The 26,354-nt window shown below is 72.4% G+C and carries 19 protein-coding genes; 9 read left to right on the top strand and 10 right to left on the bottom strand.

The genetic code is table 11. From position 1 onward, the window contains the following. Positions 1 to 13 precede the first annotated feature (13 nt). From ACWV17_RS16900 to ACWV17_RS16885, 4 genes are all read right to left on the bottom strand, one after another. Complete coding sequence (locus tag ACWV17_RS16900) at positions 14 to 913, bottom strand: carbohydrate ABC transporter permease (RefSeq protein WP_455360372.1); 900 nt, start codon at positions 911 to 913, stop codon at positions 14 to 16. Continuing rightward, positions 910 to 1,872: a carbohydrate ABC transporter permease gene (locus ACWV17_RS16895; protein WP_455360383.1), complete on the bottom strand. Its 963-nt coding sequence runs from the start codon at positions 1,870 to 1,872 to the stop codon at positions 910 to 912. The genes ACWV17_RS16900 and ACWV17_RS16895 overlap by 4 nt, the downstream gene beginning before the upstream one ends. Before the next feature lie 317 nt (positions 1,873 to 2,189). After that, on the bottom strand, positions 2,190 to 3,509 hold the full coding sequence (locus tag ACWV17_RS16890) for an ABC transporter substrate-binding protein (protein ID WP_455360371.1): 1,320 nt from the start codon (positions 3,507 to 3,509) through the stop codon (positions 2,190 to 2,192). 103 nt (positions 3,510 to 3,612) lie between these two features. Beyond that, the gene (locus ACWV17_RS16885) at positions 3,613 to 4,788 is read right to left on the bottom strand and encodes a substrate-binding domain-containing protein (RefSeq protein ID WP_455360382.1); all 1,176 of its coding nucleotides are present in this window, start codon (positions 4,786 to 4,788) and stop codon (positions 3,613 to 3,615) included. A 139-nt stretch (positions 4,789 to 4,927) separates the two neighbouring features. Between ACWV17_RS16885 and ACWV17_RS16880 the strand changes: the two genes are divergently transcribed. Continuing rightward, positions 4,928 to 6,757, top strand: coding sequence for a DUF2264 domain-containing protein (locus ACWV17_RS16880; protein ID WP_455360381.1), 1,830 nt, complete (start codon positions 4,928 to 4,930; stop codon positions 6,755 to 6,757). Here ACWV17_RS16880 and ACWV17_RS16875 read toward each other — a convergent pair. Further along, a complete protein-coding gene (locus ACWV17_RS16875) occupies positions 6,751 to 7,524 on the bottom strand; it encodes an SDR family NAD(P)-dependent oxidoreductase (protein ID WP_455352473.1) in 774 nt (257 codons plus the stop codon). The two genes, ACWV17_RS16880 and ACWV17_RS16875, sit on opposite strands and share 7 nt — an antisense overlap. Before the next feature lie 339 nt (positions 7,525 to 7,863). On the opposite strand from ACWV17_RS16875, the gene ACWV17_RS16870 reads away from it, so the two are divergent. Continuing rightward, positions 7,864 to 8,823: a LysR family transcriptional regulator gene (locus ACWV17_RS16870; RefSeq protein WP_455360370.1), complete on the top strand. Its 960-nt coding sequence runs from the start codon at positions 7,864 to 7,866 to the stop codon at positions 8,821 to 8,823. A gap of 127 nt (positions 8,824 to 8,950) precedes the next feature. On the opposite strand, the gene ACWV17_RS16865 is transcribed toward ACWV17_RS16870, so the two are convergent. Then, positions 8,951 to 9,274, bottom strand: coding sequence for a WhiB family transcriptional regulator (locus tag ACWV17_RS16865; RefSeq protein ID WP_455352475.1), 324 nt, complete (start codon positions 9,272 to 9,274; stop codon positions 8,951 to 8,953). 379 nt (positions 9,275 to 9,653) lie between these two features. On the opposite strand from ACWV17_RS16865, the gene ACWV17_RS16860 reads away from it, so the two are divergent. The 4 genes from ACWV17_RS16860 (at position 9,654) to ACWV17_RS16845 (ending at position 14,104) form a co-directional block, all read left to right on the top strand. After that, entirely contained in the window at positions 9,654 to 10,265 is a 612-nt protein-coding gene (locus ACWV17_RS16860) for a response regulator transcription factor (protein WP_003948568.1), read from the top strand. A 332-nt stretch (positions 10,266 to 10,597) separates the two neighbouring features. Continuing rightward, entirely contained in the window at positions 10,598 to 11,185 is a 588-nt protein-coding gene (locus ACWV17_RS16855) for a sigma-70 family RNA polymerase sigma factor (protein WP_455352476.1), read from the top strand. Positions 11,186 to 11,328: 143 nt separating this feature from the next. Continuing rightward, positions 11,329 to 12,831: an IMP dehydrogenase gene (gene guaB / locus ACWV17_RS16850; RefSeq protein WP_455360369.1), complete on the top strand. Its 1,503-nt coding sequence runs from the start codon at positions 11,329 to 11,331 to the stop codon at positions 12,829 to 12,831. A 157-nt stretch (positions 12,832 to 12,988) separates the two neighbouring features. Beyond that, complete coding sequence (locus ACWV17_RS16845) at positions 12,989 to 14,104, top strand: GuaB3 family IMP dehydrogenase-related protein (RefSeq protein ID WP_455352478.1); 1,116 nt, start codon at positions 12,989 to 12,991, stop codon at positions 14,102 to 14,104. A 78-nt stretch (positions 14,105 to 14,182) separates the two neighbouring features. Here ACWV17_RS16845 and ACWV17_RS16840 read toward each other — a convergent pair whose 3' ends face one another. The 4 genes from ACWV17_RS16840 to ACWV17_RS16825 all read right to left on the bottom strand — a co-directional run bounded on the left by ACWV17_RS16840 (position 14,183) and on the right by ACWV17_RS16825 (position 18,795). Then, complete coding sequence (locus tag ACWV17_RS16840; RefSeq protein ID WP_455360368.1) at positions 14,183 to 14,662, bottom strand: hypothetical protein; 480 nt, start codon at positions 14,660 to 14,662, stop codon at positions 14,183 to 14,185. Positions 14,663 to 14,788: 126 nt separating this feature from the next. Beyond that, complete coding sequence (locus ACWV17_RS16835) at positions 14,789 to 16,513, bottom strand: M16 family metallopeptidase (protein WP_455360367.1); 1,725 nt, start codon at positions 16,511 to 16,513, stop codon at positions 14,789 to 14,791. 4 nt (positions 16,514 to 16,517) lie between these two features. Further along, a complete protein-coding gene (locus ACWV17_RS16830) occupies positions 16,518 to 17,447 on the bottom strand; it encodes a hypothetical protein (RefSeq protein WP_455360366.1) in 930 nt (309 codons plus the stop codon). Positions 17,448 to 17,553: 106 nt separating this feature from the next. Further along, the gene (locus tag ACWV17_RS16825) at positions 17,554 to 18,795 is read right to left on the bottom strand and encodes a nucleotide sugar dehydrogenase (protein ID WP_455360365.1); all 1,242 of its coding nucleotides are present in this window, start codon (positions 18,793 to 18,795) and stop codon (positions 17,554 to 17,556) included. A 312-nt stretch (positions 18,796 to 19,107) separates the two neighbouring features. Between ACWV17_RS16825 and ACWV17_RS16820 the strand changes: the two genes are divergently transcribed. From ACWV17_RS16820 to ACWV17_RS16810, 3 genes are all read left to right on the top strand, one after another. Then, a complete protein-coding gene (locus tag ACWV17_RS16820; RefSeq protein ID WP_455360364.1) occupies positions 19,108 to 20,814 on the top strand; it encodes a glycerol-3-phosphate dehydrogenase/oxidase in 1,707 nt (568 codons plus the stop codon). 879 nt (positions 20,815 to 21,693) lie between these two features. Further along, entirely contained in the window at positions 21,694 to 23,454 is a 1,761-nt protein-coding gene (locus ACWV17_RS16815) for a serine/threonine-protein kinase (protein ID WP_455360380.1), read from the top strand. A 193-nt stretch (positions 23,455 to 23,647) separates the two neighbouring features. Further along, positions 23,648 to 26,293, top strand: coding sequence for a protein kinase (locus tag ACWV17_RS16810; RefSeq protein ID WP_455360363.1), 2,646 nt, complete (start codon positions 23,648 to 23,650; stop codon positions 26,291 to 26,293). Positions 26,294 to 26,354 lie beyond the last annotated feature (61 nt).

Below are 26,354 nucleotides of genomic sequence, written 5' to 3'. Positions count from 1 at the left end.
GGCCGGTCCGGCGTCACTTGACGCTGCCGGCGGTGAGGCCGGCTTTCCAGTGCCGCTGGAGGGAGACGAAGGCGACGATGAGGGGGAGGACGGCGAGGAGGGAGCCGGTGACGACGAGGGGGTAGAACTCGGGCTCGCTGTGGGTGTTGGTGTTCCAGGCGTACAGGCCGAGGCTCAGCGGGAAGAGCTCGCGGTCGGAGAGCATGACGAGGGGGAGGAAGAAGTTGTTCCAGATGGCGGTGAACTGGAAGAGGAAGACGGTCACGAAGCCCGGCATGATCATGCGCAGACCTATGGACCAGAAGGTGCGCAGCTCGCCGGCCCCGTCGATACGGGCGGCCTCCAGGGCCTCGTCGGGGATGTAGCCGGCGCTGAAGACCCGCGAGAGATACACCCCGAAGGGGTTCACCAGGACCGGGATCAGCACGGCCCAGTAGGTGTTGACGAGACCGGTGCGTGAGGCGAGCAGGTACATGGGCAGGGCGGTCGCCGTACTCGGCACCAGCACGCCCAGCAGGACGATACCGAAGAGCTTCTCCTTGCCCCGGAAGTGGTACTTGTCGAAGGCGTAGCCCGCGGCGACGCAGATCAGCGAGCAGCCGAGGGCGCCGCCGCCCGCGTAGAGGAGGCTGTTGAGGTACCAGCGGAAGTAGACGCCGTCGCCGTACGCGGCGAGGCCGGCCAGGTTCGCGCCGAGGTTGAAGCCCTGGAGGGAGAAGGCGCTGCCGGCCAGCAGGTCGCCGGTGTCCTTGGTGGCGGCCGTGACCAGCCAGACGAGGGGGAACAGCATGTAGAGGACGGCGAGCAGGAGTGCGCCGTTGACCGCGGTCCTGGAGAGCCAGCGGCTGGTGGGGCGGGGGTTGGCGTTCGGGGGACCGGCGGCGCGGCGGCCGGCGGTGGTCTGTGTGCTCATGACCTCTTCCCCTTCCGTCCGGACAGCCGGGTGACGGCGAAGGACAGCACGGCCGCGGCCAGCGCGAGCAGCACCGAGGCGGCGGCCGCGAGTCCGTAGTCGTTGCGGTCGAAAGCCGCGGTGTACGCGTACATGTTCGGCGTCCAGGTGGAGGAGACGGCGGATCCGGCGCCCTTGTTCAGGATCAGCGGCTCCGTGAACAGCTGCAGCGAGCCGATCACCGTGAACAGCGCGACCATCACGACCGAGGCGCGGATCAGCGGGACCTTGATGCTGAACGCGGTGCGCCAGGAGCCGGCGCCGTCGACCGTGGCCGCTTCCAGGACGGACCGGTCGATGGCCTGGAGGGCGGCGTAGAAGATCACCATGTTGTAGCCGAGCCATTCCCACAGCGCGATGTTGACGACGGAGGGGAGGGCGCCCGCGGGCGAGAAGAAGTCGAAGCCGATGCCGCCCGACTCCATGACGTCGACGACCGGGCTGAGTTGGGGCGTGTAGAGGTAGACCCAGATCAGCGCGGCGATGATGCCGGGGACGGCATGCGGGAGGAAGAGCGCGAGCTGGAAGAAGCGGCGGGCACGGGCCAGGGCGGAGTCCAGCAGCAGGGCGAGGGCGAGTGCCCCGCCGAGCAGCAGCGGGATGTAGATGAGGCAGTAGCCGAGCAGGACGAGGAAGCCGTCACGGAAGGCCGGATCGCCCAGCGCAGCCGTGTAGTTGTCGAGGCCGGTGAAGACGGTCTCGGTGCCGCCGAAGCCGAGACCCGAGTGCTTCTCGGTGAAGAGGCTCAGCCAGAGCGCGTAGCCGATGGGCACCACCATCACCGCGGTGAACAACACGAAGAAGGGCCCCACCAGCACCGCCGCGGCCCCGGCCCGCCCCAGGCGTGGGTATCCCCGGAGGCCCGAAGACTCCCGCCCGCCACCGCGACGGTTGACGCGCTCCCGCCCGCCGGACGCCATGGCCGGCGGTCCCGCCGGCGCCACGCCGGCCGGAGGCCCGGCGGGCCGGTCGCCGGTGGGGCCGGCGTCGGCTGGCGTACCGGCATCGGCGCCCTGCGCGCTGCCGCGCCCGGGGGCGGGCTGACCGGAGGCTCCGCCGTGCGGAGCGTGCCTGGGCGCGGTGTCGGCGGTGCGGGTGGTGTTGCCCTCCGCATCGGCGTCTGCGCCCTGCGCGGTGCCGCGCCCGCCGGCGGGCTGAACGGCGGCTGCCGCCTGCCGGGCCGGCACGGCCGAGGGCCCGGGCGGCGGGACGGCCGAAGGGCCGTGGGGTTGGTGCATCAGCCTTCTGCCTTCAGGCCGCGCTTCTTCAGCTCCGCGACGGTCGCCTCGTGGCCGGCCTTGATTCCGTCCGCCACCGTGGCCTCACCGCTCTTGATCTTTCCGAACCGGTCCTTGATGGCCGTCGTGGTGGTGCCCGAGGTGGGGCCCCAGGTCCAGTCCGGCCGGATCGAGGCGGCCGCGCCCTCGAAGACCTGGTAGATGTCCTGGCCGCCGTAGAAGCTCGGGTCGAAGGCCGCCTTGGCCACCGGGCGCAGCGCGGACGCCGCCGGGAAGGCGCTGGACGTGCCCGAGGCGATGCGGGCCTTGATCCCCTCCGGGGTGGTGGCCATCCAGGTCGCGAACTCCACCGCCGCCTCGGCGTGCCTGCTGTCCTTCGTCACCGCGAAGGTGGAGCCGCCGAGCATGCCGCTGGCCGGCTTGCCGTCCCACGTCGGGATCGGCGCCACCGCCCACTTGCCGCTCTGCTCGGGCAGCGTGGACTTCACGACCCCGCCGCCCCAGGAAGCGCCGACGTACCCCACCGTGCCGCCGCTCTTCAGCGAGTTGACCCACTCGGGGCTGAAGGAGACCTGGGTGTGCACGAGGTCGTCGTCGATCAGCCCCTGCCAGAACCCGGCGACCCTGGCCGTCGCGGCGTCCGTCGTGTCGATCTTCCAGGTGTCGCCCTCGGCCTTGAACCAGTGCGCGCCGGCCTGCCAGGCCATGGCCTGGACCGTGCTCGGGTCGTCCGGGAAGAACGTGCCGATACGGGCCTTCCGGTCGGCCTTCTTGATCTGCTCGGCGGCCTTGCGGTACTCGTCCCACGTCGTCGGCACCGCAATCCGGTGCTGCTCGAAGACGTCCTTGCGATAGAACAACGCCTGCGGCGCGGCATCGAAGGGGACGGCCCAGTTCTTGCCGCCCAGCGTGGTCAGTTCGACGGCCTGAGGCAGCAGCTCCCGCTTCGTCTCGTCGGTGAGATGTGCGCTGATGTCCTGGACCGCGCCCTGGCTGACGTACTCCGGCAGTTGCGGGTACTCGATGGCGACCAGGTCCGGCGCGTTGCCCGCCTTCACGGCGTTGGAGATCTTGGCGTAGCCGCCGGCGTTGCCGGACGGGATCTCCTCGAACTTCACCTTGACCTTGTCGTGCGAGGCGTTGAAGGCGTCCACGACGTCCTTCGAACCCTTCTGCCACGCCCAGAACGTCAAGGTCACGGGCTTGTCGGCGGTTCCCTCGGCCGAGGAGTCACCGCTGCTGCCGCAGGCCGTGAGCACGGCGAGGGCGGTGGCGGCGCCGATGAGGACATGGGTGGTTCTGTTCCAACTCCGGCTCACAGCACAGCTCCTGAACGAAGAGGGCAGGACGTTGGCCGTGATACTTGGGCCGCCGACGACCGAAGTCAAGAGCGAAAGATTGATTGATCGAAAAAAGATCAGATCAGGTCCGAGTCGAACCGGCTCCGCACGACGCCCGCACCCGCAGCCGGGGCAGCAGCGACAGATGCTGTCCGGGCTCCTCCCGGCCCCCGGCCCCGCCTCCGCCGCCGGTCCCGCCCCCGCCCCCGCCGAGCCGGCCGATCAGCAACTCCGCCGCGTACCGCCCCACTTCGCGCTTGGGCGGCGCCACCGCCGTCATGGGGATGTCCGCCAGGGCCGCCACCTCGTCGTCGTACGCGATGAGGGCCAGGTCCCGCGGCACGCGTACGCCCAGGTCGGCCAGCCGCTGTACCATCCGGATCGCGTCCACGTCGTTGTGCACGAGCGCCGCCGTCGTCTCACCCGCGGCCACCGCCGCGTGCAGCGCCCGTACCGCCTTCTCGAAGCCGTCCGGGTCCCGCTCGGCCGGCACCGAGTCGATCACCGGCCCCGGAGGCCGCATCCCGAGCGCGCCCAGCGCCTCCACGTACCCCGCCCGCACCGCGAGAGCCGTCGGGCTGTCGGCACGCGCCACCAGCAGCGGCGTCCGATGCCCGAGGCCCACCAGGTGCCGTACGGCGAGCAGCACCCCGTGCCGGTGGTCCGAGCAGACCCGGTCCAGTCCGTTCAGCGGACTGCCGGGCGCCGCCTCGCGCTCCAGCAGTACCGCGGGTACGGGAAGCCCGGCGGCCCAGTCGCCGTAGCGCGCCGCGTCGTCCGCGCCCCGCCAGCCCGGCGCGATCAGCAGGCCCTGCGCCCCGGCGGCCAGCAGCCCCTCGGTCCGCGCCTGGTCCTCGTCCGGCCGGTAGTCCGAGATCCGCAGGATCAGCCGGGCCCCGGCCCGCGCCGCGGCCTCGTGCGCGCCCTGGATGACCTGGGCGAAGTAGTACGTCGCGGAGGGCGCCAGCAGCCCCAGGACCAGCCCCTCGGCGCCCCCGGAAGCAGAACCGGAACCAGAACCGGAACCAGAACCGGAACCAGAACCCGCCCCGGAACCCGCACCCGCGCTGTCGGCCGGCCAGGAGACCGACCCGTGCACCCGGTCGAGCAGGCCCCGCGCGGCCAGTGCCTCGACGTCCCGCCGCACGGTGACGGGGGAGACCCCGAGCTGCGCGGCGAGTTCCGAGACCCGGGCCGTACCGCGCTCGCGCACCAGGCCCAGCAGTCGGTCGTGACGTTCAGCGGCGGTCTCGCGCACGGCGGCAGTCCCCTCGCGGTGTGGTGGTGACTCGGTGGTCACGACTCTAATGCACTCTGATCGAATGTCGGGAGTTTCGATCATTCGACCTTCTCTCGTTGACGTTCGATCAGTCCCGGTTCTAGATTCCCGGAGCATGATGCCCGCGCCGCCCGAGGACCGGGAGCTCAGCCCGTACACCGGCTGGACCCGGCAACACTGGGAGTCCGCCGCCGACCGCCTCCTGGCAGCCGTTCTGCCGTACGCGTCACCCCGGCACGGCCTGGTCAACCTCCCGGGCCCGCGCCCCAGTTGGTCCGGCCCCCGGTCCGACGGCCTCGAAGGCTACGCCCGTACGTTCCTCCTCGCCGCACTCCGGACCGCCGGCGCGGGCGGCCACGACCCGCACGGTTTCCTCCCCCGGTACGCCGAAGGCCTCGCCGCGGGCACGGCCGGAAGCGCGGACGACCCCCAGGGCCCCGACGCCTGGCCGTCGATGGCCGGCGTACGGCAGGCGGTCGTCGAATCCGCCTCCGTCGCCCTCGGTCTGCGGCTCACCCGCCCCTGGCTGTGGGACGCCCTGGACGACACCACCCGCCAACGCGCCGTCGACTGGCTGCTCCCCGCGGTCGGCCCGTCCCCGGTCGACAACAACTGGTGGCTCTTCGGTCTCACCGTCGGCGGCTTCCTCCTCGACGCGGGCATCGAGACCGACCGCGCCCGCGCCGCCATCGACCGGGCCCTCGCCCGCATCGAGGAGTGGTACCTCGGCGACGGCTGGTACAGCGACGGTCCGAACCGCGCCTTCGACCACTACAACGCCTGGGCCCTGCACTTCTATCCGGTCCTGCACGCCCATCTCGCGGGCGACCGCGACCTCCTGGCCGTGTACGGACCGCGCCTGAGCGAACAGCTGGACGCCGCCACCCGCCTCTTCGACGCGAACGGCGCCCCGATGCCGTACGGCCGCTCCCTCACCTACCGGTTCGCCGCCGCCGCGGCCCCCTGGCTCGGCACCCTGACCGGCCACACCCCGCTCACCCCCGGCGCCACCCGCCGGCTCGCCTCCGGCACCCTGCGCCACTTCCTCGACCGGGGCGCCGCCGGTCCGGACGGGCTGCTCTCGCTGGGCTGGTACGGCCCGTACGAGCCGGTCCTCCAGGGCTACTCGGGCCCCGGCTCGCCGTACTGGGCGTCAAAGGGCTTCCTCGGTCTGCTCCTCCCGCCCGGCCACCCGGTCTGGACCGAACCCGAGGAGCCGCTGCCCGCGGAGACGACGGACGCGGTCACCGCCCTGCCCGCACCGGGGCTGCTCATCCAGTCCACCGCCGCCGACGGTCTCGTACGCCTGCACAACCACGGCAGCAACCAGGTGCGTCCGCAGGAGGAGGACGACCCCGGCTACGCCCGCTTCGCGTACTCCACCCGCACCGGCCCCGCCACCGACGTCCCCGACAACCACTTCGCGCTGCTCGTCGACGGCGTGCCCAGCCGGCGCGGCCCCGCCACGCCGCTCGGCTGCGGCCCCGACCGGGCCGCCTCCGTCCACACGCCGTACGAGGGTGTCCGGGTCGTCTCCGCGACCCTGGTCCACCGCCGGGCCGAGCTGCGCGTCCATCTGGTCACCGGCGCCGCGCCGGGAACTCCCGTACGCCAGACGGGCTGGGCGGTCACGCCCGACGGCCCCACCGCCCAGCTCCACCCGGTGCACGGCTACGACGGCGGGCCCACCGACACCCCGGCGGGCGCCACGCTCATGGGCCCCCGAGCGCGTATCGCCGTGCTGCACGGCACGGTCACCGACCGCGGCGGGACGGTCTTCGCCGCCCTCGCCTCGCTCACCGCCGAACCGGACCCCGCGCCCGTCGCCGGCCTCGCCCGGGTCACCGTCACCGGCCGCCGGGTGGACGTCACGTGGCAGGACGGCAGCACGGCGGCCCTGGTCCTCCCGGACGCCCCTGCCGAGACCCGCGCCGAGGCCGTCTACTGAGGCCCGTACTTGCGGCCCGTCCGCGAGCTGACCCCGCCCAGCAGGGCGCGCGGCGCCAGCTTCACCACGCCCATCAGCGCCTTGTACCGCGGGTCCGGGACCGACACCGTCTTCCCCCGCGCCAGATCGGCGAGCGCGGCCGCCACCAGCTTGTCCGCGTCGAGCCACAGCCAGTTGGGGATGTTGTCCGTCCCCATCCCCGCCCGCTCGTGGAACTCCGTACGGACGAAGCCGGGGCACAGCGCCATGAGCCGTACCCCGGACCCGGCCAGGTCCTTCGCCGCGCCCTGGGTGAACTGCACCACCCAGGCCTTCGAGGCGCCGTACGTGCCGCGCGGTACGAACGCGGCCACCGACGCCACGTTCACCACTCCGCCGCGGCCGCGCTCGCGCATGCCCCCGGTCGCCGCCGCAGTCAGCCGCAGCACCGCCTCGCAGTGCACCTTCAGCATCGTCAGCTCGTCCGCCATGGAGACGTCGAGGAAGCGGCCCTTGTTGCCGAACCCGGCGTTGTTGACCAGGAGGTCGACCGGGCTCTTGCGGTCGGACAGCCGGGTCTCGACGGCATCGATCCCACTGTCCAGGGAGAGATCGGCGGTCAGCACCTCGGCCTCGATGCCGTGCAGGTCGTGCAGCTCGGTCGCCTGCTCCCGCAACCGCTTGGTGTCACGGGCCACCAGCACCAGGTTGTGCCCCTCGGAGGCCAGGCGCCGCGCGAAGGCGGCGCCGATGCCTGCCGTCGCTCCCGTAATCAGTGCAGTCGTCATGCCTGAACGTTAGGCCCTGCCCGGCCGATCATGCTGGGCTCCCGTCGTCTGGCACGCACATCTGCCGCGTTGGCCACATTCGGCCATAGCTCCGCTATGGCCGAATCCGGCCGCCTTGCAGCTGCGCTCGGCATCCGGAGGATGAGTCAAAGAGCCGAGACGGAGCGAGCGAAGCGAGTGCAGTGCACCAGACGCCGCTCGCTGATCCAGCCTGATCGGCCGGGCAGGGCCTAAGCCCTGCCCGGTGCCGCGGCCGGGCCGCGCCCCCGCTAAGCGATGGCTGCCAAAGCCTCGACGTTGTTTCCGACGCTGCCCCCAAGCGTCGCTTATGCTTGAGGTGTGATCGAGGCCCGCCATCTCCGAGTGCTGCGCGCCGTGGCCGCCACCGGTTCCTTCTCCGCCGCCGCACGGGAACTGGGCTGCACCCAGCCCGCCGTCAGCCAGCAGATGAAGGCCCTGGAGCAGTCCGCGGGCACCCCGCTGCTCATCCGTACCGGGCGCGAGATGCGCCTCACCCAGGCCGGCGAGGCGCTGGTGCGGCATGCCGCGGGCATTCTGGCGGGGCTGACGGCCGCGGAGGAGGAAGTCGCCGCGATCGCGGGCCTGCGGGCCGGCCGGGTACGGCTGGTCTCGTTCCCCAGCGGCAGTTCCGCGCTGGTCCCGACCGCACTCGCCGCGATGCGCGAGGAACACCCGGGCACCCGGGTCTCCCTCGTCGAGGCCGAGCCGCCCCGCTCGGTCGAGATGCTGCGCGAGGGCGACTGCGACGTGGCGCTGGCCTTCCGGTACGGCGCGTACGGTCCGGACGGCAGCGGCTCGGGCGGCCCGGACGGCAGCGACGGCCCGAGCGGCGCGCCGGGCGCGGAACGGGACTCCTGGGACGACCTCGTGGTGCGGCCGCTGCTCACCGACCGCCTGGTCGGCCTGGTGCCGGACGGGCACCGGCTGGCGGAGGCGGACCGGCTGGGCATGGCCGACCTGGCGGAGGAGTCCTGGATCGCGGGCTGCCCGCGCTGCCGCCGCCACCTCGTCGAGGTGTGCGAGAGCTCCGGCTTCACCCCGCGGATCGACTTCGCGACCGACGACTACCCGGCGGTGGTGGGTCTGGTCGGCGCGGGCCTCGGCGTGGCGGTGCTGCCCGAACTGGCGGTGGAATCGGTACGCCCGAGGGGGGCGCGGACCGTCGCGCTGGAGCCCGCCGTCCGGCGCGAGGTGGTCGCCCTGACCCTCCCCGACCTGGCCCGGGTCCCCGCGGTCTCGGCGATGCTGGACCGGCTGGAGCGCGCGGCCGCCCGCTGATCACGGGGGCGTAACCCGGGTCCGCAACCCGCGGCCACGGCACCGGGGCAGCCGAACACGGACCTCCGGGGCCGGCCCCGGGGTCTCGGATGCGCAGAGATGTGCAGAGATGTGCAGAAACGTTCCTTCAGTGCGTCGGCGTGCCCCCGGCGCCCGACGCCGAGATCAGCCGGTTGCGGGCGCGGCCCATCAGCTCCTCGCGCTCGTCCTCGGTCAGGCCGCCCCACACTCCGTACGGTTCGCGTACGGCCAGGGCGTGGGCGGCGCACTCCGCGCGCACCGGACACCGCATGCAGACCTCCTTGGCGGAGGTCTCACGCGCACTCCGGGCCGCGCCCCGCTCGCCTTCCGGGTGGAAGAAGAGCGAGCTGTCGACCCCGCGGCAGGCGGCGAGCAACTGCCAGTCCCAGAGGTCGGCGTTGGGTCCGGGAAGGCGGGAGAAATCTGCCATTGCTTGTCCCCTTGTAGCCGTTGCTGAGGCGGATAAGGTGCCCACGACGGTACATCTACGATGCGAGTAGATGTAAATATGACTCATGGCGAATCTAGCCCCAGACACCAGCGAAGCGGAAGAAATGCAGCCAAATAGGGCATAGCTCCAGATGAAGGACAGATGACTCGTGGCGCCCGCTGTGTGTCCGCTTCCTCACGTAGAGTGCTGAAGGTGTCCGTCCGACCCGTAACTCTTTCGAGTGACCGTCGTTGAGAGTGCGGAGGCGGTTGAAAGAACAAGCGCTCGGGCAGATGTCCGAGGGTGTCAACCGCTCAGGTGACGATACGTACCCAGCCTGGAGGCTCAAGGTGACGCGCATCAGCTGCGGAGGGCGGCCATGACATCCGTCCTCGTCTGCGACGACTCCCCGCTTGCCCGAGAAGCACTCCGCCGTGCGGTCGCGACCGTGCCCGGCGTAGAGCGTGTGACGACGGCTGCCAACGGCGAGGAAGTCCTCCGCCGCTGGGGTGCCGACCGCTCGGACCTGATTCTGATGGACGTACGGATGCCCGGGCTCGGCGGTGTCGAGACCGTACGCCGGCTGCTCTCGGCCGATCCGGGCGCCCGCATCATCATGCTCACCGTCGCCGAGGACCTCGACGGTGTCGCGCTCGCGGTCGCCGCGGGCGCCCGCGGCTACCTGCACAAGGACGCCTCGCGCGCCGAACTGCGGGCGACCGTCACCCAGGCCCTCGCCGACCCGACCTGGCGGCTCGCGCCGCGCCGGCTGCGCTCGGCCGAGATGGGCGCCGCGCCCACCCTGACCGCGCGCGAGATCCAGGTGCTGGAAGGCATGAGCCACGGCCGGTCGAACGCCGAGATCGGGCGCGAGCTCTTCCTCTCCGAGGACACCGTCAAGACGCACGCGCGGCGGCTCTTCAAGAAGCTCGGCGCGTCGGACCGGGCGCACGCGGTGGCGCTCGGCTTCCGCTGGGGCCTGGTCCGCTAGGACGTGCGCCGCCCGGGGGGTACGTCGTCGATCCCCGTCCGCCACCCGGCGGGCGGGCGTCGGTCTGCCCTGCCGCCGACGCCCCGACCCCGGACCCGGACCTGGCTCCGACCCCGGATGATTCCGCCGCCGACGACCCTTTCGCGCAGCGGCATGTGTGGCTTCCGGCTCGATGCCGCATCCTTGGAGGTGTGGAGTTCCTCGGGGACGATTCGGCCGAGCGGGAGGGGAGGGCGCACGAGATGACGTCCGGCGCGCCTGCTCATAACGCTTCGGTGCACAACACAGGACGCGGTGCCACGGAACGGTCGGCGCCAAGGCACCATGGACCGATGCGCGAAGACGAGGCAGCTACTGCCCACGGGGTCATCGGTGCCCTCGTCCACCGTGCGGTCGAGGGTGACGCACAGGCCACGCACGACCTCCTGGCCCGCGTGCATCCGCTCGCCCTGCGCTACTGCCGTACCCGCCTCTCCCGGCTGCCCGGCGATGCCCGGCACTTCGTGGAGGACCTCGCGCAGGAGGTCTGCGTCGCGGTGCTGATGGCGCTGCCGCGCTACCGGGACACCGGTCGGCCGTTCGAGGCCTTCGTCTTCGCCATCGCCGCGCACAAGGTCGCCGACCTCCAGCGGGCCGCGATGCGGCATCCGGGCAGTACGGCCGTACCGTCCGACGAGATGCCGGAGCGGCCGGACGACTCGCTCGGCCCCGAGGAGCGGGCGCTGCTCAGCAGCGATGCCGAGTGGGCCAAGAAGCTCCTCGCCAATCTGCCGGAGAACCAGCGCGAGCTGCTGGTGCTGCGGGTCGCGGTGGGGCTGACCGCCGAGGAGACCGGGCAGATGCTGGGGATGTCGCCGGGTGCGGTGCGCGTCGCCCAGCACCGGGCTCTGAGCCGGCTGCGGGCGCTCGCTGAGCAGTAGTCCGGTAATCCGGGTAGTCCGGGCGGGTGTACGGGCAGCAGGAAGGTACGAAAATTCCTGCTGATCTTGTTCGTGGAATGAGACACGTCAGGATCCCGTTAGCATGGACATCCGCGCCGAGCAAGACCATTTGGGAAGGTGTCATGACTGACAACGTCGACGGAGTACCCGGGAAATTCGCGACGCTCGGGCTGACCTACGACGATGTGCTGCTGCTGCCAGGCGCGTCCGACATGGCCCCGGACCAGATCGACACCTCTTCGTACATCTCCAAGAACGTCCGGGTGAACGTTCCGCTGCTCTCCGCCGCGATGGACAAGGTCACCGAGGCGCGCATGGCGATCGCGATGGCCCGCCAGGGCGGTGTCGGTGTGCTGCACCGCAACCTCTCCATCGCCGACCAGGCCAACCAGGTCGACCTGGTCAAGCGCTCCGAGTCCGGCATGGTCAGCGACCCGATCACCGTGCACCCGGACGCCACGCTGCGCGAGGCCGACGAGCTGTGCGCCAAGTTCCGCATCAGCGGTGTGCCGGTCACGGACCAGGCGGGCAAGCTGCTCGGCATCGTCACCAACCGCGACATGGCCTTCGAGTCGGACCGCAGCCGCCAGGTGCGCGAGGTCATGACACCGATGCCGCTGGTCACGGGCAAGGTCGGCATCTCCGGTGTGGACGCCATGGAGCTGCTGCGCCGACACAAGATCGAGAAGCTTCCGCTGGTCGACGAGGCGGGCATCCTCAAGGGCCTCATCACGGTCAAGGACTTCGTCAAGGCCGAGAAGTACCCGCACGCCGCCAAGGACGGCGACGGCCGGCTGCTCGTCGGCGCCGCGGTCGGTGTCGCGGGCGACGCGTACGAGCGGGCCCAGGCGCTGATCGAGGCGGGCGTCGACTTCATCGTCGTCGACACCGCGCACGGCCACTCCCGGCTGGTCGGCGACATGGTCGCCAAGATCAAGTCGAACGCGGCGGTGGACGTCATCGGCGGCAACGTCGCCACCCGTGACGGTGCCCAGGCGCTGATCGACGCGGGCGTCGACGGCATCAAGGTCGGCGTCGGCCCCGGCTCCATCTGCACCACCCGGGTGGTCGCCGGCATCGGCGTCCCCCAGGTCACCGCCATCTACGAGGCCTCGCTCGCCGCCAAGGCGGCCGGCGTCCCGGTCATCGGCGACGGCGGCCTGCAGTACAGCGGCGACATCGCCAAGGCCCTGGTCGCCGGCGCGGACACGGTCATGCTGGGCTCGCTGCTGGCCGGCTGCGAGGAGTCGCCGGGCGAGCTGCTGTTCATCAACGGCAAGCAGTTCAAGTCGTACCGCGGCATGGGCTCGCTGGGCGCCATGCAGTCGCGCGGCCAGGCCAAGTCGTACTCCAAGGACCGGTACTTCCAGGAGGGCGTCGGCACCGACGACAAGCTGGTCCCCGAGGGCATCGAGGGCCAGGTGCCCTACCGCGGCCCGCTGTCCGCGGTCGTCCACCAGCTGGTCGGCGGCCTGCGCCAGTCGATGTTCTACGTCGGCGGCCGGACGGTGCCCGAGCTCCAGGACCGCGGCCGGTTCGTCCGGATCACCTCGGCCGGGCTCAAGGAGAGCCACCCGCACGACATCCAGATGACGGTCGAGGCGCCGAACTACAACAGGCGCTGACGCGTCACCGCACACCTGTGAAGGGGGCGGGTCCGGTTCCGGGCCCGCCCCTTCGCCATGCGCCGGAGGGGCCCCGTCCGTCCACCGGTCGCGAAGACGCTTCCGCCCCTCAGTCGGGGATACTGGACGCGCAGACCAAGAGGGAAAGGCCACACACGTGACTGAGATCGAGATCGGGCGCGGCAAGCGCGGCCGCAGGGCGTACGCGTTCGACGACATCGCCATCGTCCCGAGCCGGCGCACCCGGGACCCGAAGGAGGTCTCGATCGCCTGGCAGATCGACGCCTATCGTTTCGAGCTTCCGTTCCTGGCTGCTCCGATGGACTCCGTCGTCTCGCCGCAGACCGCGATCCGCATCGGTGAGCTCGGCGGGCTGGGCGTGCTCAACCTCGAGGGCCTGTGGACGCGGTACGAGGACCCGGAGCCGCTGCTCCAGGAGATCGCGGAGCTGGACGAGGGCCGGGCCACCCGCCGGCTCCAGGAGATCTACGCCGCCCCCATCAAGGCGGACCTGATCGGGCAGCGCATCAAGGAGGTGCGCGACTCGGGCGTCGTCACCGCCGCCGCGCTGTCGCCGCAGCGTACGGCCGAGTTCTCCAAGGCCGTCGTGGACGCCGGTGTCGACATCTTCGTGATCCGCGGGACGACCGTCTCCGCCGAGCACGTGTCGGGTGCCGCCGAGCCGCTCAACCTCAAGCAGTTCATCTACGAGCTCGATGTGCCGGTCATCGTCGGCGGCTGCGCCACGTACACCGCCGCGCTGCACCTGATGCGCACCGGAGCGGCGGGCGTGCTCGTCGGCTTCGGCGGCGGGGCCGCGCACACCACGCGCAACGTGCTGGGCATCCGGGTGCCGATGGCGACCGCGGTCGCCGATGTGGCCGCCGCCCGCCGGGACTACATGGACGAGTCCGGCGGCCGGTACGTCCACGTCATCGCCGACGGCGGGGTGGGCTGGTCGGGCGATCTTCCCAAGGCGATCTCCTGCGGCGCGGACGCGGTGATGATGGGCTCGCCGCTGGCACGCGCGACGGACGCGCCGGGCCGCGGGTTCCACTGGGGCATGGAGGCCGTGCACGAGGACGTGCCGCGCGGCAAGCGGATGGACCTGGGCGCGGTCGGTACGACGGAGGAGATCCTGCTCGGTCCCTCGCACGTGCCGGACGGTTCGATGAACTTCTTCGGCGCGCTGCGCCGGTCGATGGCGACCACGGGTTACAGCGACCTGAAGGAGTTCCAGCGGGTCGAGGTGACGGTGGCGCCGTCGCACTAGGACGTGCGGCCGGTAACCGGAAGGGCCCGTACCGCGCGAAGCGGTACGGGCCCTTCCGGTTACCGGGTCGGAGCCGGCTCAGGAGGCCTTCTTGGCGCTGGAGAACGCCACGAACCCGCCGATGGCCAGGAAGAGGTAGGTCATCGGGTCCGCGCCTTCCTTCCAGCCGGCCGTGAGGACCGAGAGGTTCTCCGTGAACATCGTCAGCACCCCCGCGTTGGCGATCTTGTCGAAGATGATCGCGATGCCCAGCAGCTGGCCGAGGTAGACGGCGCCGAGCGCGAGCAGCGCGCTCACCACGGACAGCACCGGGTTGGAGCCGCCGAGCTTGCCCGCGGCGAAGCCGATCACAAAGCCGACACCGACGGCGGCGAAGCCGATCTCGTACTCGGTGGCGCCCAGGATGGCGCCGTAGACGCCCGCGGTGACAAGTGCGGCGACCACGGCGGCCGCGAGGCCGAGCGCGACGTTGTTGCGCACCGGCGCGGGCGCCGGGGCGGGCGGGACGGCGGCGCCGTCGGCGAACGGGTTGCCGGCCGGCGGAACGGACTGGCTCATGCTGGGAATCCCCCCTGGGACTGAAACGCACGGCTGTACGAGTTACGGCTGTGCGGGAAGTGACGCCGCAGGCTAGCAGTCCCGTCGGACACCGCCGCCACGCATTTCCCGCTCACCGCCCACCGCTCAGCCACGGCGCCGGCGCAGCCATGTCCGGACGGCCGGCACCACGCAGCACGCGGTGAAGAACCAGAAGAGGACCAGCACGGTCCAGTCCGGGGTCGGAGTGAGGGAGGTGTCGAACTCCGCGGCCGTGAGGATCAGCGTGAACGTGCCGACCACGGCGCTGAGAACCGTGAGCACCCACAGCCCCGCCGAGCCCGGTCCGCCCGCGCCGCGCGGGCCCGGACCGCCCGCGCCGCGCGGGCCCGGACCGCTGCGCGACCGGTCCTTCGGCCGGGGCCGCGGAATCCGCTCCGGGTCGCGGGCCGGCATGCGTACAACCGCCTCCGCCGGGAGGCACGAGTCCAGGTAGGCGACATCCTCCGGGGTGAGCCGGTACAGCGTCGGCTCCACGGAGAGCGAGAACCCGTCGTGGCCGGTGAGACGCCGGCCGCCGTCGGGGTAGGCATGCACGACGGCACACTCGTCGTACCGCACGGTGACCTGGTTGCGCGGGGCCGTCATGCTGACGCCGTCGGCGCCGATCAGCAGGGTGACCTCGTCGTTGTCCAGCGAGCGGTGGCGCCGGCCGGTCACGACACCCGCGGACTGCGAGGGCGCCTCGGTGAAGCCCGCCCAGTCCGCGCCGCGGTCCGGCACCTGGAGCAGGGCGTCGGAGGCCACCTCCCGGGCGACCGCGTGCAGATCGGCCACGGTGACGGCCTCGATCTCCGCCCGGGAGGTCTCGGTGCTCATGTTCCGGTGCCCGGTGAGCAGGTTGACGGCGTACGAGGGCAGCCGTGCCGCGGCCAGGTCCGGCGTGTCGAAGATCTTGAGCTTCGCGTTGCGTACGGAATCCAGGTCCGCCTGGTCGATCCGGCCGGCCCGCAGCTTGGCGAGGACGTCGACGAACCCGCCGACCACCGCGTCCTGCTTCTGCGGCAGCGCGTCGGCGAGGGCGGTGATCGTGGCGAAGTCGGCGTCGCGCGCGCAGTAGTCGGCTGCGGCGGTGTACGAGTACCCGCCCTTCTGCCGCAGGTCGCGGAACAGCTCCCGGCCGAGTACGTCGGCGAACAGCCCGGCGGCCGTGGAGCGCCGGACGACGGCGTCCAGGACGACGACGCCGTCGTCGCCGTGGAAGTACGCGGGAGTCCCGCGCAGCGCCGAGGTCGGCGCGGGCGCCGGCCACCGCCGTCCGGACGGCAAGGTGAGGTCCAGCCCCTCGGGGAGGGTCTCGCTGGTGATCCACAGCACCGCGTTCTCGCGGGTGAAGCGGGTCTGCGCCCACGCGCGCACCGCGTCCGGACCGAGTCCCCACAGGCCCTGCTCCGCGTAACTGGTCAGGCCGTAGCCGCGGGCGCCGTAGCGCCACAGGGCCATCTGGTGGTTCGCCCCGTGGCCGCGGCCCGCCGCCTCGGTGCGCAGGATCTCCTTCTCGGTCTCCAGCCGCTCCAGCGGCAGGTCGCGCAGCGCCGCGCAGACGCCGTTGAAGTACGCGACGACCTCGTCCGGCGAGCCGTGCACCTCGAAGTGCGTGTAGGTGGCAGCGGTCGACCCGTTGTAGTGCACTTCGCCGATGCCGTGGCGGTACAGCGCCAGATGCTCCACCAGATGGGTGATTCCGCTGGTGGCGAGCGTCTCGTCGGCGCGGCCGACACGGAAGAACAGGCCGGCGCTCAGCGGGCCGGGCCGGTGCGCGAGCACGGTACGGACGCCGTCGACCTCGGTCTCGACTATGCCTTCGGTCATCGGATCAGCCCTTCGCCAGTGCGGTCTTGCGGTGCCGCACGAACACGGCTTCCTGATGGCCCAGCAGCGTCCAGGGGAACTCGCTGGCACAGTTGCCCAGGACCCGGAAGTGCGGGGCGGCGTCGACGTGGTTGCCGGCGAGGGAGTGGACGGCGGCGAAGTAGCCGTGCGCGCCGATCCAGTGGAACCCCGGACGGTAGGCGGGGTGGAGTACGGACTTCTGGGCGGCGGCGAGCAGTTCGGCGCGTATCGCGGGGTCGCGCAGACAGCGGACGTCCTCGCCGTGGCCGACGTTCTGCCAGCGTTCCAGGTGCGCTTGGGCTATTACGGCCGCGCTGTGGCTGCCGGGGGGCGCGGCCTCGGCGCACTCGCGCGCGAACGTGAACATGGCCTCCCAGGAGCCGCCCCACTTGGGGGCGAGCTGCTGGATGAGCTGGCCCTGGGCCGGATAGTGGTGCGGGTGGTGCTCGGCCAGCCGGTCGTAGCGGCGGCGCGCCTCGCTCTCGCCGAGCTCCAGGCCGCGGGCGGTGGTGATCCGCAGGTACCAGGCGAGCGCGTTGTCCGGCTCCTCGGCGCACACCTCGATCAGCAGCGCCTGGGCGCGCCGCAGATACCCGTGGAAGCCGTCGAACTGCTGCCGGGAGACGTGCTTGGCACGGGCTCCGCTGCGGATGTCCCAGCCGGCGCGGATCAGCCGGTCGGCCAGGAGCACCCGGGGCAGCGAAGCGGTGCTGTGCTGGGCGGCGGCGCGCTCCAGGAACTCTTCGGCACCCTGGATGCCGCCGACGAGGGAGCAGGCGAACGCCCGTTCGTCCTCGTGCTGGAGCTGAGCGAAGAAATCCGCGGTGCCCGCCCAGTCGTGCGCGGTGACGAGACCGCGTAGCCGGGCAAGGACGGGCATGGTGACCGTGGAGTCGAATTGAGGCCGTGACAACGGCGCGGCATATGACACGGGCGGATCATAGGAGCTGCGCCGGTCCGGGCAGTAGTCCTTTCCGCAGGTGAACCGGGGAAGGTGCGGCGGGCGGCCGACCGGTGCCTCAGAGGCGGTGGGCGGCGCCCGCGGGGCTCGCTCCTCTCGTGTCCAGCAGCAACTGGGCCTTCACGGCGAGACCTTGGAGGTCGTACGTGCGGTGGTGCTGGATCAGGACCGTCAGATCCGCGTTGGCGGCGGCCTCGTAGAGAGAGTCCGCGCGCGGCACCGGCTGGTCACGGACGCGCCAGCCGGGGACGTACGGATCGTGGTAGCTGAGCTGGGCGCCCAGGTCCAGCAGGCGGCAGGCGATCTCGTCGGCGGGCGCGCCCGCCTGGTCGGCCAGATCGGGCTTGTAGGTGACGCCGAGGAGCAGGACACGGGCGCCGCGGGCGGATTTGCCGTGCTCGTTCAGGAGGGTGGCGCAGCGCTGGATGACGTACTGCGGCATGCGGTTGTTGATTTCCTGGGCGAGCCCGACCATCCGAAGCGGGTGGCCCGGTGTGCGGCTCGTGTGCGGGAGGTAGCTGGGGTCGAGCGGGACGCCGTGGCCGCCGACGCCGGGGCCCGGGCGGAAGGCGTGGAAGCCGTACGGCTTGGTCTCGGCGCAGCGGATGACGTCCCAGAGGTCCACGCCGATGTCGTGGCAGAGCACCGCCATCTCGTTGACCAGGGCGATGTTGACGTGCCGGTAGTTGGTCTCCAGAACCTGAACCGTTTCCGCTTCGCGGGTGCCGCGGGCGCGTACCACCTTGTCGGTGAGGCGGGCGTAGAAGGCCGCGGCCGACTCGGTGCAGGCAGGGGTGAGGCCGCCGATGACCTTCGGGGTGTTGGAGTAGCCGTGCGTGCGGTTGCCCGGATCGACGCGGCTGGGGGAGTACGCGAGGTGGAAGTCGCGCCCTGCCAGGAGGCCGGAGCCCTGCTCCAGGACGGGCCGCAGGAATTCCTCGGTGGCGCCGGGGTAGGCGGCCGATTCCAGGATCACGGTGGTGTGCGGGCGCATCCGCGCGGCGAGTGCGCGGGCGGCGTCGCCGACGGCGGACAGGTCGGGTGCCCCGTCGGGGCCGAGGGGGGTGGGGGCGCAGATGACGGCGGTACGGACCCTGCCCAGCTCGACGGCGTTGGTGGTGGCCCGGAAGCCGGCCGCGGACATCCGGCGGATGTCCGCGGCGGACAGCGCGCCGCTGGTGGGGGAGCGGCCGGTGTGGCCGGAGTCGTATCCGATGGTCTCGATGCCGGCGGCGACGGCGGCCTGGGCGAGGGGGAGACCGAGGTGGCCGAGTCCGATGACGGCGAGATCTGCGGGCATGGCGGTGGCCGTCCTTTCCCTTAACCGGAGGGGCGAGAGTGCGCAAGTGCTGTGGACAGAACGAGCGAGCGCAATGTCAGACTAGGCGTAAATATGACCGATATGCCGCATTGCGCGGCGGTGGTCACGGGAGTGTTGTCCACAGGCGGTGGCTGACTCGGGCAAGCCCGGCAAGAATCAAGGGGCGGGGAAAGCGAGCGGGACCACCCCGGGCATGAGCGGGACCACCCCGGGCACGAGCGGGACCACCCCGGGCACGAGCAGGACCACCCCGGGCACGAGCAGGACCACCCCGATCAACGGGAGGCAGCAGTGAGGACAGCGACACTGGGACCTGCGGAGCGCGCGCACGCGCTCGCCGCTATGGCCGAGCGTGAACTGGATGTGCTGGTCGTCGGCGGCGGTGTGGTCGGTGCCGGAACCGCGCTGGACGCCGTGACTCGCGGACTCGCCACCGGGATGGTGGAGGCACGTGACTGGGCGTCGGGCACGTCGAGCCGGTCGAGCAAGCTGATCCACGGCGGGCTGCGGTATCTGGAGATGCTGGACTTCGCGCTCGTCCGGGAGGCCCTGAAGGAGCGCGGGCTGCTGCTGGAGCGGCTGGCGCCGCACCTGGTGAAGCCGGTGCCGTTCCTGTACCCCCTCCAGCACAAGGGCTGGGAGCGTTTCTACGCCGGGTCGGGCGTGGCGATGTACGACGCGATGTCGGTGTCCTCGGGACACGGGCGCGGACTGCCGGTGCACCGGCATCTGACGCGTACGCGGGCCCTGCGGGTCGCCCCCTGCCTGAAGAAGGACGCGCTGGTGGGCGCGTTGCAGTACTACGACGCGCAGATGGACGACGCGCGCTATGTGGCGACCCTGGTGCGTACGGCGGCGGCGTACGGCGCGCAGGTCGCCAACCGGGCGCGGGTCATCGGGTTCCTGCGGGAGGGCGAGCGGGTCGTCGGGGCGCGCGTACAGGACGTGGAGGGCGGCGGTGAGTACGAGATCCGGGCCAAGCAGGTCGTCAACGCCACCGGGGTGTGGACGGACGACACACAGGCGCTGATCGGGGAGCGGGGGCAGTTCCATGTGCGGGCGTCCAAGGGCATCCACCTGGTGGTGCCCAAGGACCGGATCCACTCCACCACGGGGCTGATCCTGCGGACGGAGAAGTCCGTGCTGTTCGTGATTCCCTGGGGCCGGCACTGGATCGTGGGGACGACGGACACGGACTGGGACCTGGACAAGGCGCATCCGGCGGCGTCCAGCGCCGACATCGACTACCTGCTGGAGCACGTCAACTCGGTGCTCGCGGTGCCGCTGAGCCGGGACGACGTCCAGGGGGTGTACGCGGGGCTGCGGCCGCTGCTGGCCGGCGAGTCCGACGCGACGAGCAAGTTGTCGCGCGAGCACACGGTGGCGCATCCCGTGCCGGGGCTGGTGGTGGTGGCGGGCGGCAAGTACACGACGTACCGGGTGATGGCCAAGGACGCGGTGGACGAGGCGGTGCACGGGCTGGACCAGCGGGTCGCCGACTGCGTCACGGAGGATGTGCCTCTTGTCGGCGCGGAGGGGTACAAGGCCCTGTGGAACGCGCGGGCGCGGATCGCGGCGCGGACGGGGCTTCATGTGGCCCGGGTGGAGCACCTGTTGAACCGGTACGGCTCGATGACGGAGGAACTGCTGGAGCTGATCGCCGCCGACGCGTCGCTGGGCGAGCCGCTGGCCGCGGCGGACGACTACCTGCGGGCGGAGGTGGTGTACGCGGCGTCGCACGAGGGGGCGCGGCACCTGGACGACGTACTGACGCGCAGGACGCGGATCTCGATCGAGACGTTCGACCGGGGTGCGCGCAGTGCGCGGGAGTGCGCGGAGTTGATGGCTCCGGTGCTGGGCTGGGACAAGGAGCAGATCGAGAAGGAGGTCGAGCACTACGACAAGCGCGTGCAGGCGGAGCGGGAGTCGCAGCGGCAGCCGGACGACCTGACGGCGGAGGCGGCGCGGCTGGGCGCGCCGGACATCGTGCCGCTGTAGATCGTGCGCCTGTAAGGGTCTTGTGCGGCCGGTGGACCCCGCACACTCACCGGTCCCGGGGTGGGGGACAATGAAGTTTCTGCCAGGGCCGGTTACTGCCACTCCCGGGCTCGCAGAGCCGAAGGAACGCCGCGGGCGAGGTCCTGTCCGGCAAGATCGGCCGGACAGAGCCTAGGCACAGGATCGCAGAGGGGACGCATGTCGGAGGCGGAGCAGGCGCGGGAGCGGCCCGGGGCCGAGCGGAACCAGGAACCGGCCCGCGCGGACGCGACCCCGGCGGGACGGCAGCCGAAAGCGCCGACGGCCAAGGCCGAGGGACCAGGCGAGGCGGCCCCGGAGGCGGACGCGAAGGCGGGGCCGGCGAGCACCGCTCCGGAGGCGGACGTGCCGGCGGGCGGGGCCGCGGGCGCAGGTCCTGGCAAGGGTTCCCCGGAGGCGGACGCGCCGCAGGGCGAGGGCGCGGGGCTGGCCACGGCGGCGCCCGAGGTGGGCGTGAAGGCTGACGGGGACGCAGGTCCCGGCGAGGCGGTCCCGGAGGACCGCGTGACGGCGGGTCCGGAGGCGGGTGCGGCCGTGGGCGAGGGCGAGGGCGTGCGTCCGGCCAAGGACGGCGCGACCGGGAGTGCGGGCAAAGCCGCCCCCAAGGCCGGTGCGACGGCGGGCGAGGCGCACGAGGACGCTCGTCCCGACACGGCGGCGCCCGAGGTGGGCGTGAAGGCCGATGAGGACGAAAGTCCCCGCGAGGCGGGCGCTCAGGCGGGGTCGGTGGGTACCGGCAAGAGTGGTGCGACGGCCGGTGGCGGCAAGGGCAGCGCCAAGGGCCGCGCTGCCGCCGGCCCGGACTCCGAGGACGGGCGGCTTCTTGCGAGGCGTTATCGGCTGAGTGGTGTGCTCGGCAAGGGTGGTATGGGTACCGTCTGGCGTGCCGTGGACGAGACCCTCGGCCGTACCGTCGCCGTCAAGGAGCTGCGGTTCCCGACGAACATCGACGAGGACGAGAAGCGCCGGCTGATCACCCGGACCCTGCGCGAGGCGAAGGCGATCGCCCGGATCCGCAACAACGGGGCCGTGACCGTCTACGACGTCGTCGACGAGGACGACCGGCCGTGGATCGTCATGGAGCTCATCGAGGGCGCGTCCCTTGCCGAAGTCATCCGCGAGAAGGGCACCCTGAGCCCCCGTCGGGCTGCCGAGGTCGGGCTCGCCGTCCTCGACGTGCTGCGCTCCGCGCACCGTGAGGGCATCCTGCACCGTGATGTGAAGCCGTCCAACGTGCTGATCGCCGAGGACGGCCGCGTCGTGCTCAGTGACTTCGGTATCGCGCAGGTCGAGGGCGACCCCTCCGTCACCTCCACCGGGATGCTCGTCGGTGCCCCCTCGTACATCTCGCCCGAGCGCGCCCGCGGCCACAAGCCCGGCCCGCCCGCCGACCTGTGGTCGCTCGGCGGCCTGCTGTACGCCTCGGTGGAGGGCGTTCCGCCGTACGACAAGGGCTCCGCGATCGCGACCCTGACCGCCGTGATGACCGAACCGCTCGACCCGCCGAAGAGCGCGGGAGCGCTGGAGGAGGTCATCTACGGGCTGCTGGCCAAGGACCCCCAGCGCCGGCTCGACGACGCGGGGGCCCGCGCGCTGCTGAGCGCCGTCGTCAACGCCCCGGAACCGGTCGCCGAGCCCGAGCCGGAGCCCGAACCGGCCGGGGACGCGACCCGGGTGGTACCCCTCCCGCCCGTACCGCCGGAGGCGAAGGCAGCGAAGCAGAAGGCGGCGAAGCCGAAGTCCGCCGCGGCCTCCGCCGAGCACGCGCCGAAGCCCGAGCCCGAGGCCGAGCCCGAGGCCAAGACCCGGCCCGGACTCGCCGCCGGGGCTCTGCCCCAGCCCTCCCGGCGCGTCCTCGCCGTCGTCGCGGTCGTGGCGGTGCTCGCCATCCTCGGCACGATCCTCGCCATCGCGCTCGGCGGGGACGACGACCAGGGCGGCCAGGACAACAAGTCGAAGGACGGCACAGCCGCGTCGAGCGGGGCCACCACCGGCGGTGACGGCTCGGACAAGGGCGACGGCACCGGCAAGGAGTCCGGCAAGGACGAGAAGCAGGACCCGGACAAGGGCAAGGGGCAGAGCGCCGGCACGGGCGAGACCTCCGACGGCGGGACGACCGGCGGGACTCCGGGCAAGGACGCGCTGCCCGCCGGGTACAAGACGGTCACCGACGGCGCCTTCCACTTCAGCATGGCGATGCCCGCCGGCTTCAAGCGCACCGGGACAGCGGGCAAGAACTCCGGCGGCATATACAGCGCGTCCGGCGGATTCCCGCGGATCCAGGTCGACTTCACCAACAGCCCCGGCGACGACGCGGCCCTGGCCTGGACCCAGCTCGCGCCCGCCGTCGCCGGCAGCAGCAGCGGCTACAAGCTGCTGGGCATCGGGAAGGTCCAGTACAACGGCTACCCGACCGTCGCCGACTGGCAGTTCGAGCGGAACCAGGGTGGTGAGCGGGTCCGGATACTGAACCGCGGCTTCAAGGTCGACGCCAAGCACGGCTACTCGATCATGGTCACCTGCAAGCAGAGCGAGTGGGACGGCGCGGAGTGCCGGACGCTGCGCAAGACCGCGTTCGACACGTTCCGGCCGCAGGACTGAGTCTGTTCGGCGCCGGGTTGCGATGACCCGGCGCCACGGACGGGTATTGCCACGTATCGTGAGAGGTCGCGGACCGTACGCAGCCGCAATGGGCCGCTGAACGACCGGATTTGACCCTTTCTGCGGCTCTCGGACGGACCGGCGGCGACGGACCGGACGGACACCGGGGAACAGCGCGCTCTGGGGAGGCGTCGTGGACGACTACGCGGGTCGGGTACTCGCCGACCGCTACCGCCTGCCCCTGCCCCCGTCCGACGAGTACGAGCTCGTGGAGACCCGGGCGTTCGACACCTACAGCGGGCAGGAAGTGCTCGTGCGGCAGGTGATGCTGCCCGAGGTCGTGGACGCGGAGATGCTCGACGCGGACGGGCTGCCGGCCCCCCGGCGGGCCTCCGGGCGCACCACGCGCCGCCCCACCGATCCCGCCGTACGACGGGCGATCGAAGCGGCCCAGGCCGCCGCGCAGATACCCGACCACCCCCGGCTCGACCAGGTCTTCGACGTGTTCGCCGAGGACGGTTCGCTGTGGATCGTGAGCGAGCTGGTGGCCGCGCGGCCGCTCGCGGCGCTGCTCGCGGAGAAGCCGCTGAGCCCGTACCGGGCGGCCGAGGTCGCGTCGGACGTACTCACCGCGCTGCGCGTCCTGCACGCACATGGCTGGACCCACCGGAACATCACCGTCCGCACGGTGCTGGTGTGCGAGGACGGCCGGGTCGTACTGACCGGACTGGCGTCCGGCGCAGCGGAAGAGGCACTGTGCGGCTACGACCCGGTCCCCGCCGTGGAACCGGTCATCGAGGCCGTCCCCGTACCGCCGGCCGGGCCCGGCCGGGGCCCCGCCGAGCCCCCGGAGCCGCCCGGGGCGCGCGGCGCGCTGCCGCCCGGGGCCGGCGCGGCTGCGGAGGTCAGGGCCGCCCGGGCCGGGGCCATCGCGGCGTACCGCGCCGGAGCCCGCGCCGCAGCCCGGGTGACCGAGGAGAGGCCCGGCGGCACCGGCAGCCTGCCCGTCCAGCGGCCGGCGCCGCCGCAGGACACGGGTACGGGTACGAGTACGGGCACGGGCCGCGCGCCCGGCTCCCACCCGCCAGAGGGGTACGCCTATCCGTATGGCGGCGCCCGGCCGGGCGACAGCCTGGCCAGGAGCGCGGACGGCCGCCGCGCCGGCGATCACCCCGACGACCAAGGCGTCCCCGGGCCGCGCCGGGCCGAACTCGCCGGCACCTGGAGCGACGAGGCGCGGCACGGCGGCAGCGGGAACGGCGGCGGCTCCTGGCACGGCGCCACCCCCCGGGGCGGCAGCGCCGGCGAAGGGCTGCGGGCCGACCAGCACCGCCACGCGCCGCACGCCCTGCCCGCGGCCGTCGCGCCGCCCGAGCGCACCGGCGGCACGGGCGCGCCCGCACCGCGCACGCCCGCACCGCGCACGCCCGCACCGCGCACGCCCGCACCGCGCACGCCCACCGTGGCCGTGCCCCCCTCGGCCGCGTCCTCGCCCGCCGGCGGGTGGGACGAAGTCGTCGCCGGTGCGCGCGTCCCCGCCTACCGGGGGCCCGCGACCCCGCTCGCCGCCGAGCGCGCCCGGCAGACCCGGATCGCCGTCGTCGGTGCGGTCACCGAGCGCTGGGCGCCCGAGCAGGCCGGCCCCGTACACGAGAACTGGCAGCTGGCAGCGCCCGTCGGTCCCTCGACGGACCTGTGGGCGCTGGGCGCGCTGCTGTTCCGCGCCGTCCAGGGGCACGCCCCCTACCCGGAGGAGAACACCGCAGAGCTCGTCCAGATGGTCTGCGCCGAGCCGCCCGCCTTCGCCGAGGAGTGCGGACCGCTGCGGCCCGTGGTCGAGTCGCTGCTGCGTCAGGACCCCACGGAGCGCCCGGACTTCGAGGAGCTGCGCGGCTGGCTGCGTTCGCTCGTACGGTCCGCTCCCGAGCCGGAGGCCGGCGCCCAGGTGGTGCCGGTGCCCTCCCTGGACGGCACCCGGCTCCCGGTCGTACGCCGTCGTGGCGAGCTCGTACGCAGGCGCCGCGCGGCCTCACCGGCCGTTGCGCACGGCCGGCACCGGCAGCAGAAGGCCGTCCCCCGGAGGGAGCGGCGGCAGCGCGGGCCCAGGTCGCTCGGGCGGACGCTGCTGTTGCTGATCCTGCTGGCCCTGGCGGCCGTTGTCGCGTACGCGGTGATGTTCATGCCCAAGGCCGACGGGGACGCCGCGCAGCAGCGGCCCGGAGCGGTCGGCCCGAGCCGTTCGGGGTCCGCCGAGTCGCAGTCGGATGAGTCGGATCAGGCGGATCAGCAGGAGCAGCCGGGCCGGCCGGAACAGTCCGCCACGTCCGGGCAGTCGGGGAAGCCCTCCTCCCAGCGGCCGCAGACGACCGCGCCCGCGGGCGACCTGGCCGAGGGGTACGTACTGCGCAAGGACCCGGAGGGGTTCCAGGTCGCCGTCGACCGGGACTTGCGGCGGCGCCCGCTCAACGACAGCGGCCAGGTCCGGTACACGGGCGGTGGGTACGAGCTGATCATCGTCCCCGGCCGGGACCCCGTGCAGGACGACGGCGCGGATCCGATGACGTACCAGCGGGAGAGGGAGCGCGAGCTGCAGCCGTTCCGCGACTCCAGTTGGGCCACCTCCACCGGGGTGCGGCAAATCGTCGTGGGCGAACGGGTCATGGCCGAGGGTCAGTACACCTGGTCGGACAGCAGCGGCCGCGAGGTGTACGTCCGCAACCTCGTCACGACCGTCGGCGACCGCTACCACGTGGTGATGGTGACAGGCCCCGAATCGGGCCGGGACAAGGTGAGCGAGATCTTCGAACAGGCCTCCGCCACCTACCGCGCCACGTCCTGAGTCACCGGGCTACCGGAGGATGCCCGGTCCTTTGGGGCGGGAGGAATCCGGCTTGCCGTGT

Source organism: Streptomyces mabaensis (assembly GCF_053763515.1).
The sequence above is the reverse complement of the archived record's forward strand: the minus strand, read 5'-3'. Positions and strand labels throughout refer to the sequence as shown.

Excerpts from the sequence above, each read along its gene's own strand:
- ACWV17_RS16900 (WP_455360372.1), bottom strand. The coding sequence starts at position 913 with ATGAGCACACAGACCACCGCCGGCCGCCGCGCCGCCGGTCCCCCGAAC.
- ACWV17_RS16895 (WP_455360383.1), bottom strand. The coding sequence starts at position 1,872 with ATGGCGTCCGGCGGGCGGGAGCGCGTCAACCGTCGCGGTGGCGGGCGG.
- ACWV17_RS16880 (WP_455360381.1), top strand. The coding sequence starts at position 4,928 with ATGCCCGCGCCGCCCGAGGACCGGGAGCTCAGCCCGTACACCGGCTGG.
- ACWV17_RS16875 (WP_455352473.1), bottom strand. The coding sequence starts at position 7,524 with ATGACGACTGCACTGATTACGGGAGCGACGGCAGGCATCGGCGCCGCC.
- ACWV17_RS16865 (WP_455352475.1), bottom strand. The coding sequence starts at position 9,274 with ATGGCAGATTTCTCCCGCCTTCCCGGACCCAACGCCGACCTCTGGGAC.
- ACWV17_RS16860 (WP_003948568.1), top strand. The coding sequence starts at position 9,654 with ATGACATCCGTCCTCGTCTGCGACGACTCCCCGCTTGCCCGAGAAGCA.
- ACWV17_RS16855 (WP_455352476.1), top strand. The coding sequence starts at position 10,598 with ATGCGCGAAGACGAGGCAGCTACTGCCCACGGGGTCATCGGTGCCCTC.
- guaB (WP_455360369.1), top strand. The coding sequence starts at position 11,329 with ATGACTGACAACGTCGACGGAGTACCCGGGAAATTCGCGACGCTCGGG.
- ACWV17_RS16840 (WP_455360368.1), bottom strand. The coding sequence starts at position 14,662 with ATGAGCCAGTCCGTTCCGCCGGCCGGCAACCCGTTCGCCGACGGCGCC.
- ACWV17_RS16835 (WP_455360367.1), bottom strand. The coding sequence starts at position 16,513 with ATGACCGAAGGCATAGTCGAGACCGAGGTCGACGGCGTCCGTACCGTG.
- ACWV17_RS16825 (WP_455360365.1), bottom strand. The coding sequence starts at position 18,795 with ATGCCCGCAGATCTCGCCGTCATCGGACTCGGCCACCTCGGTCTCCCC.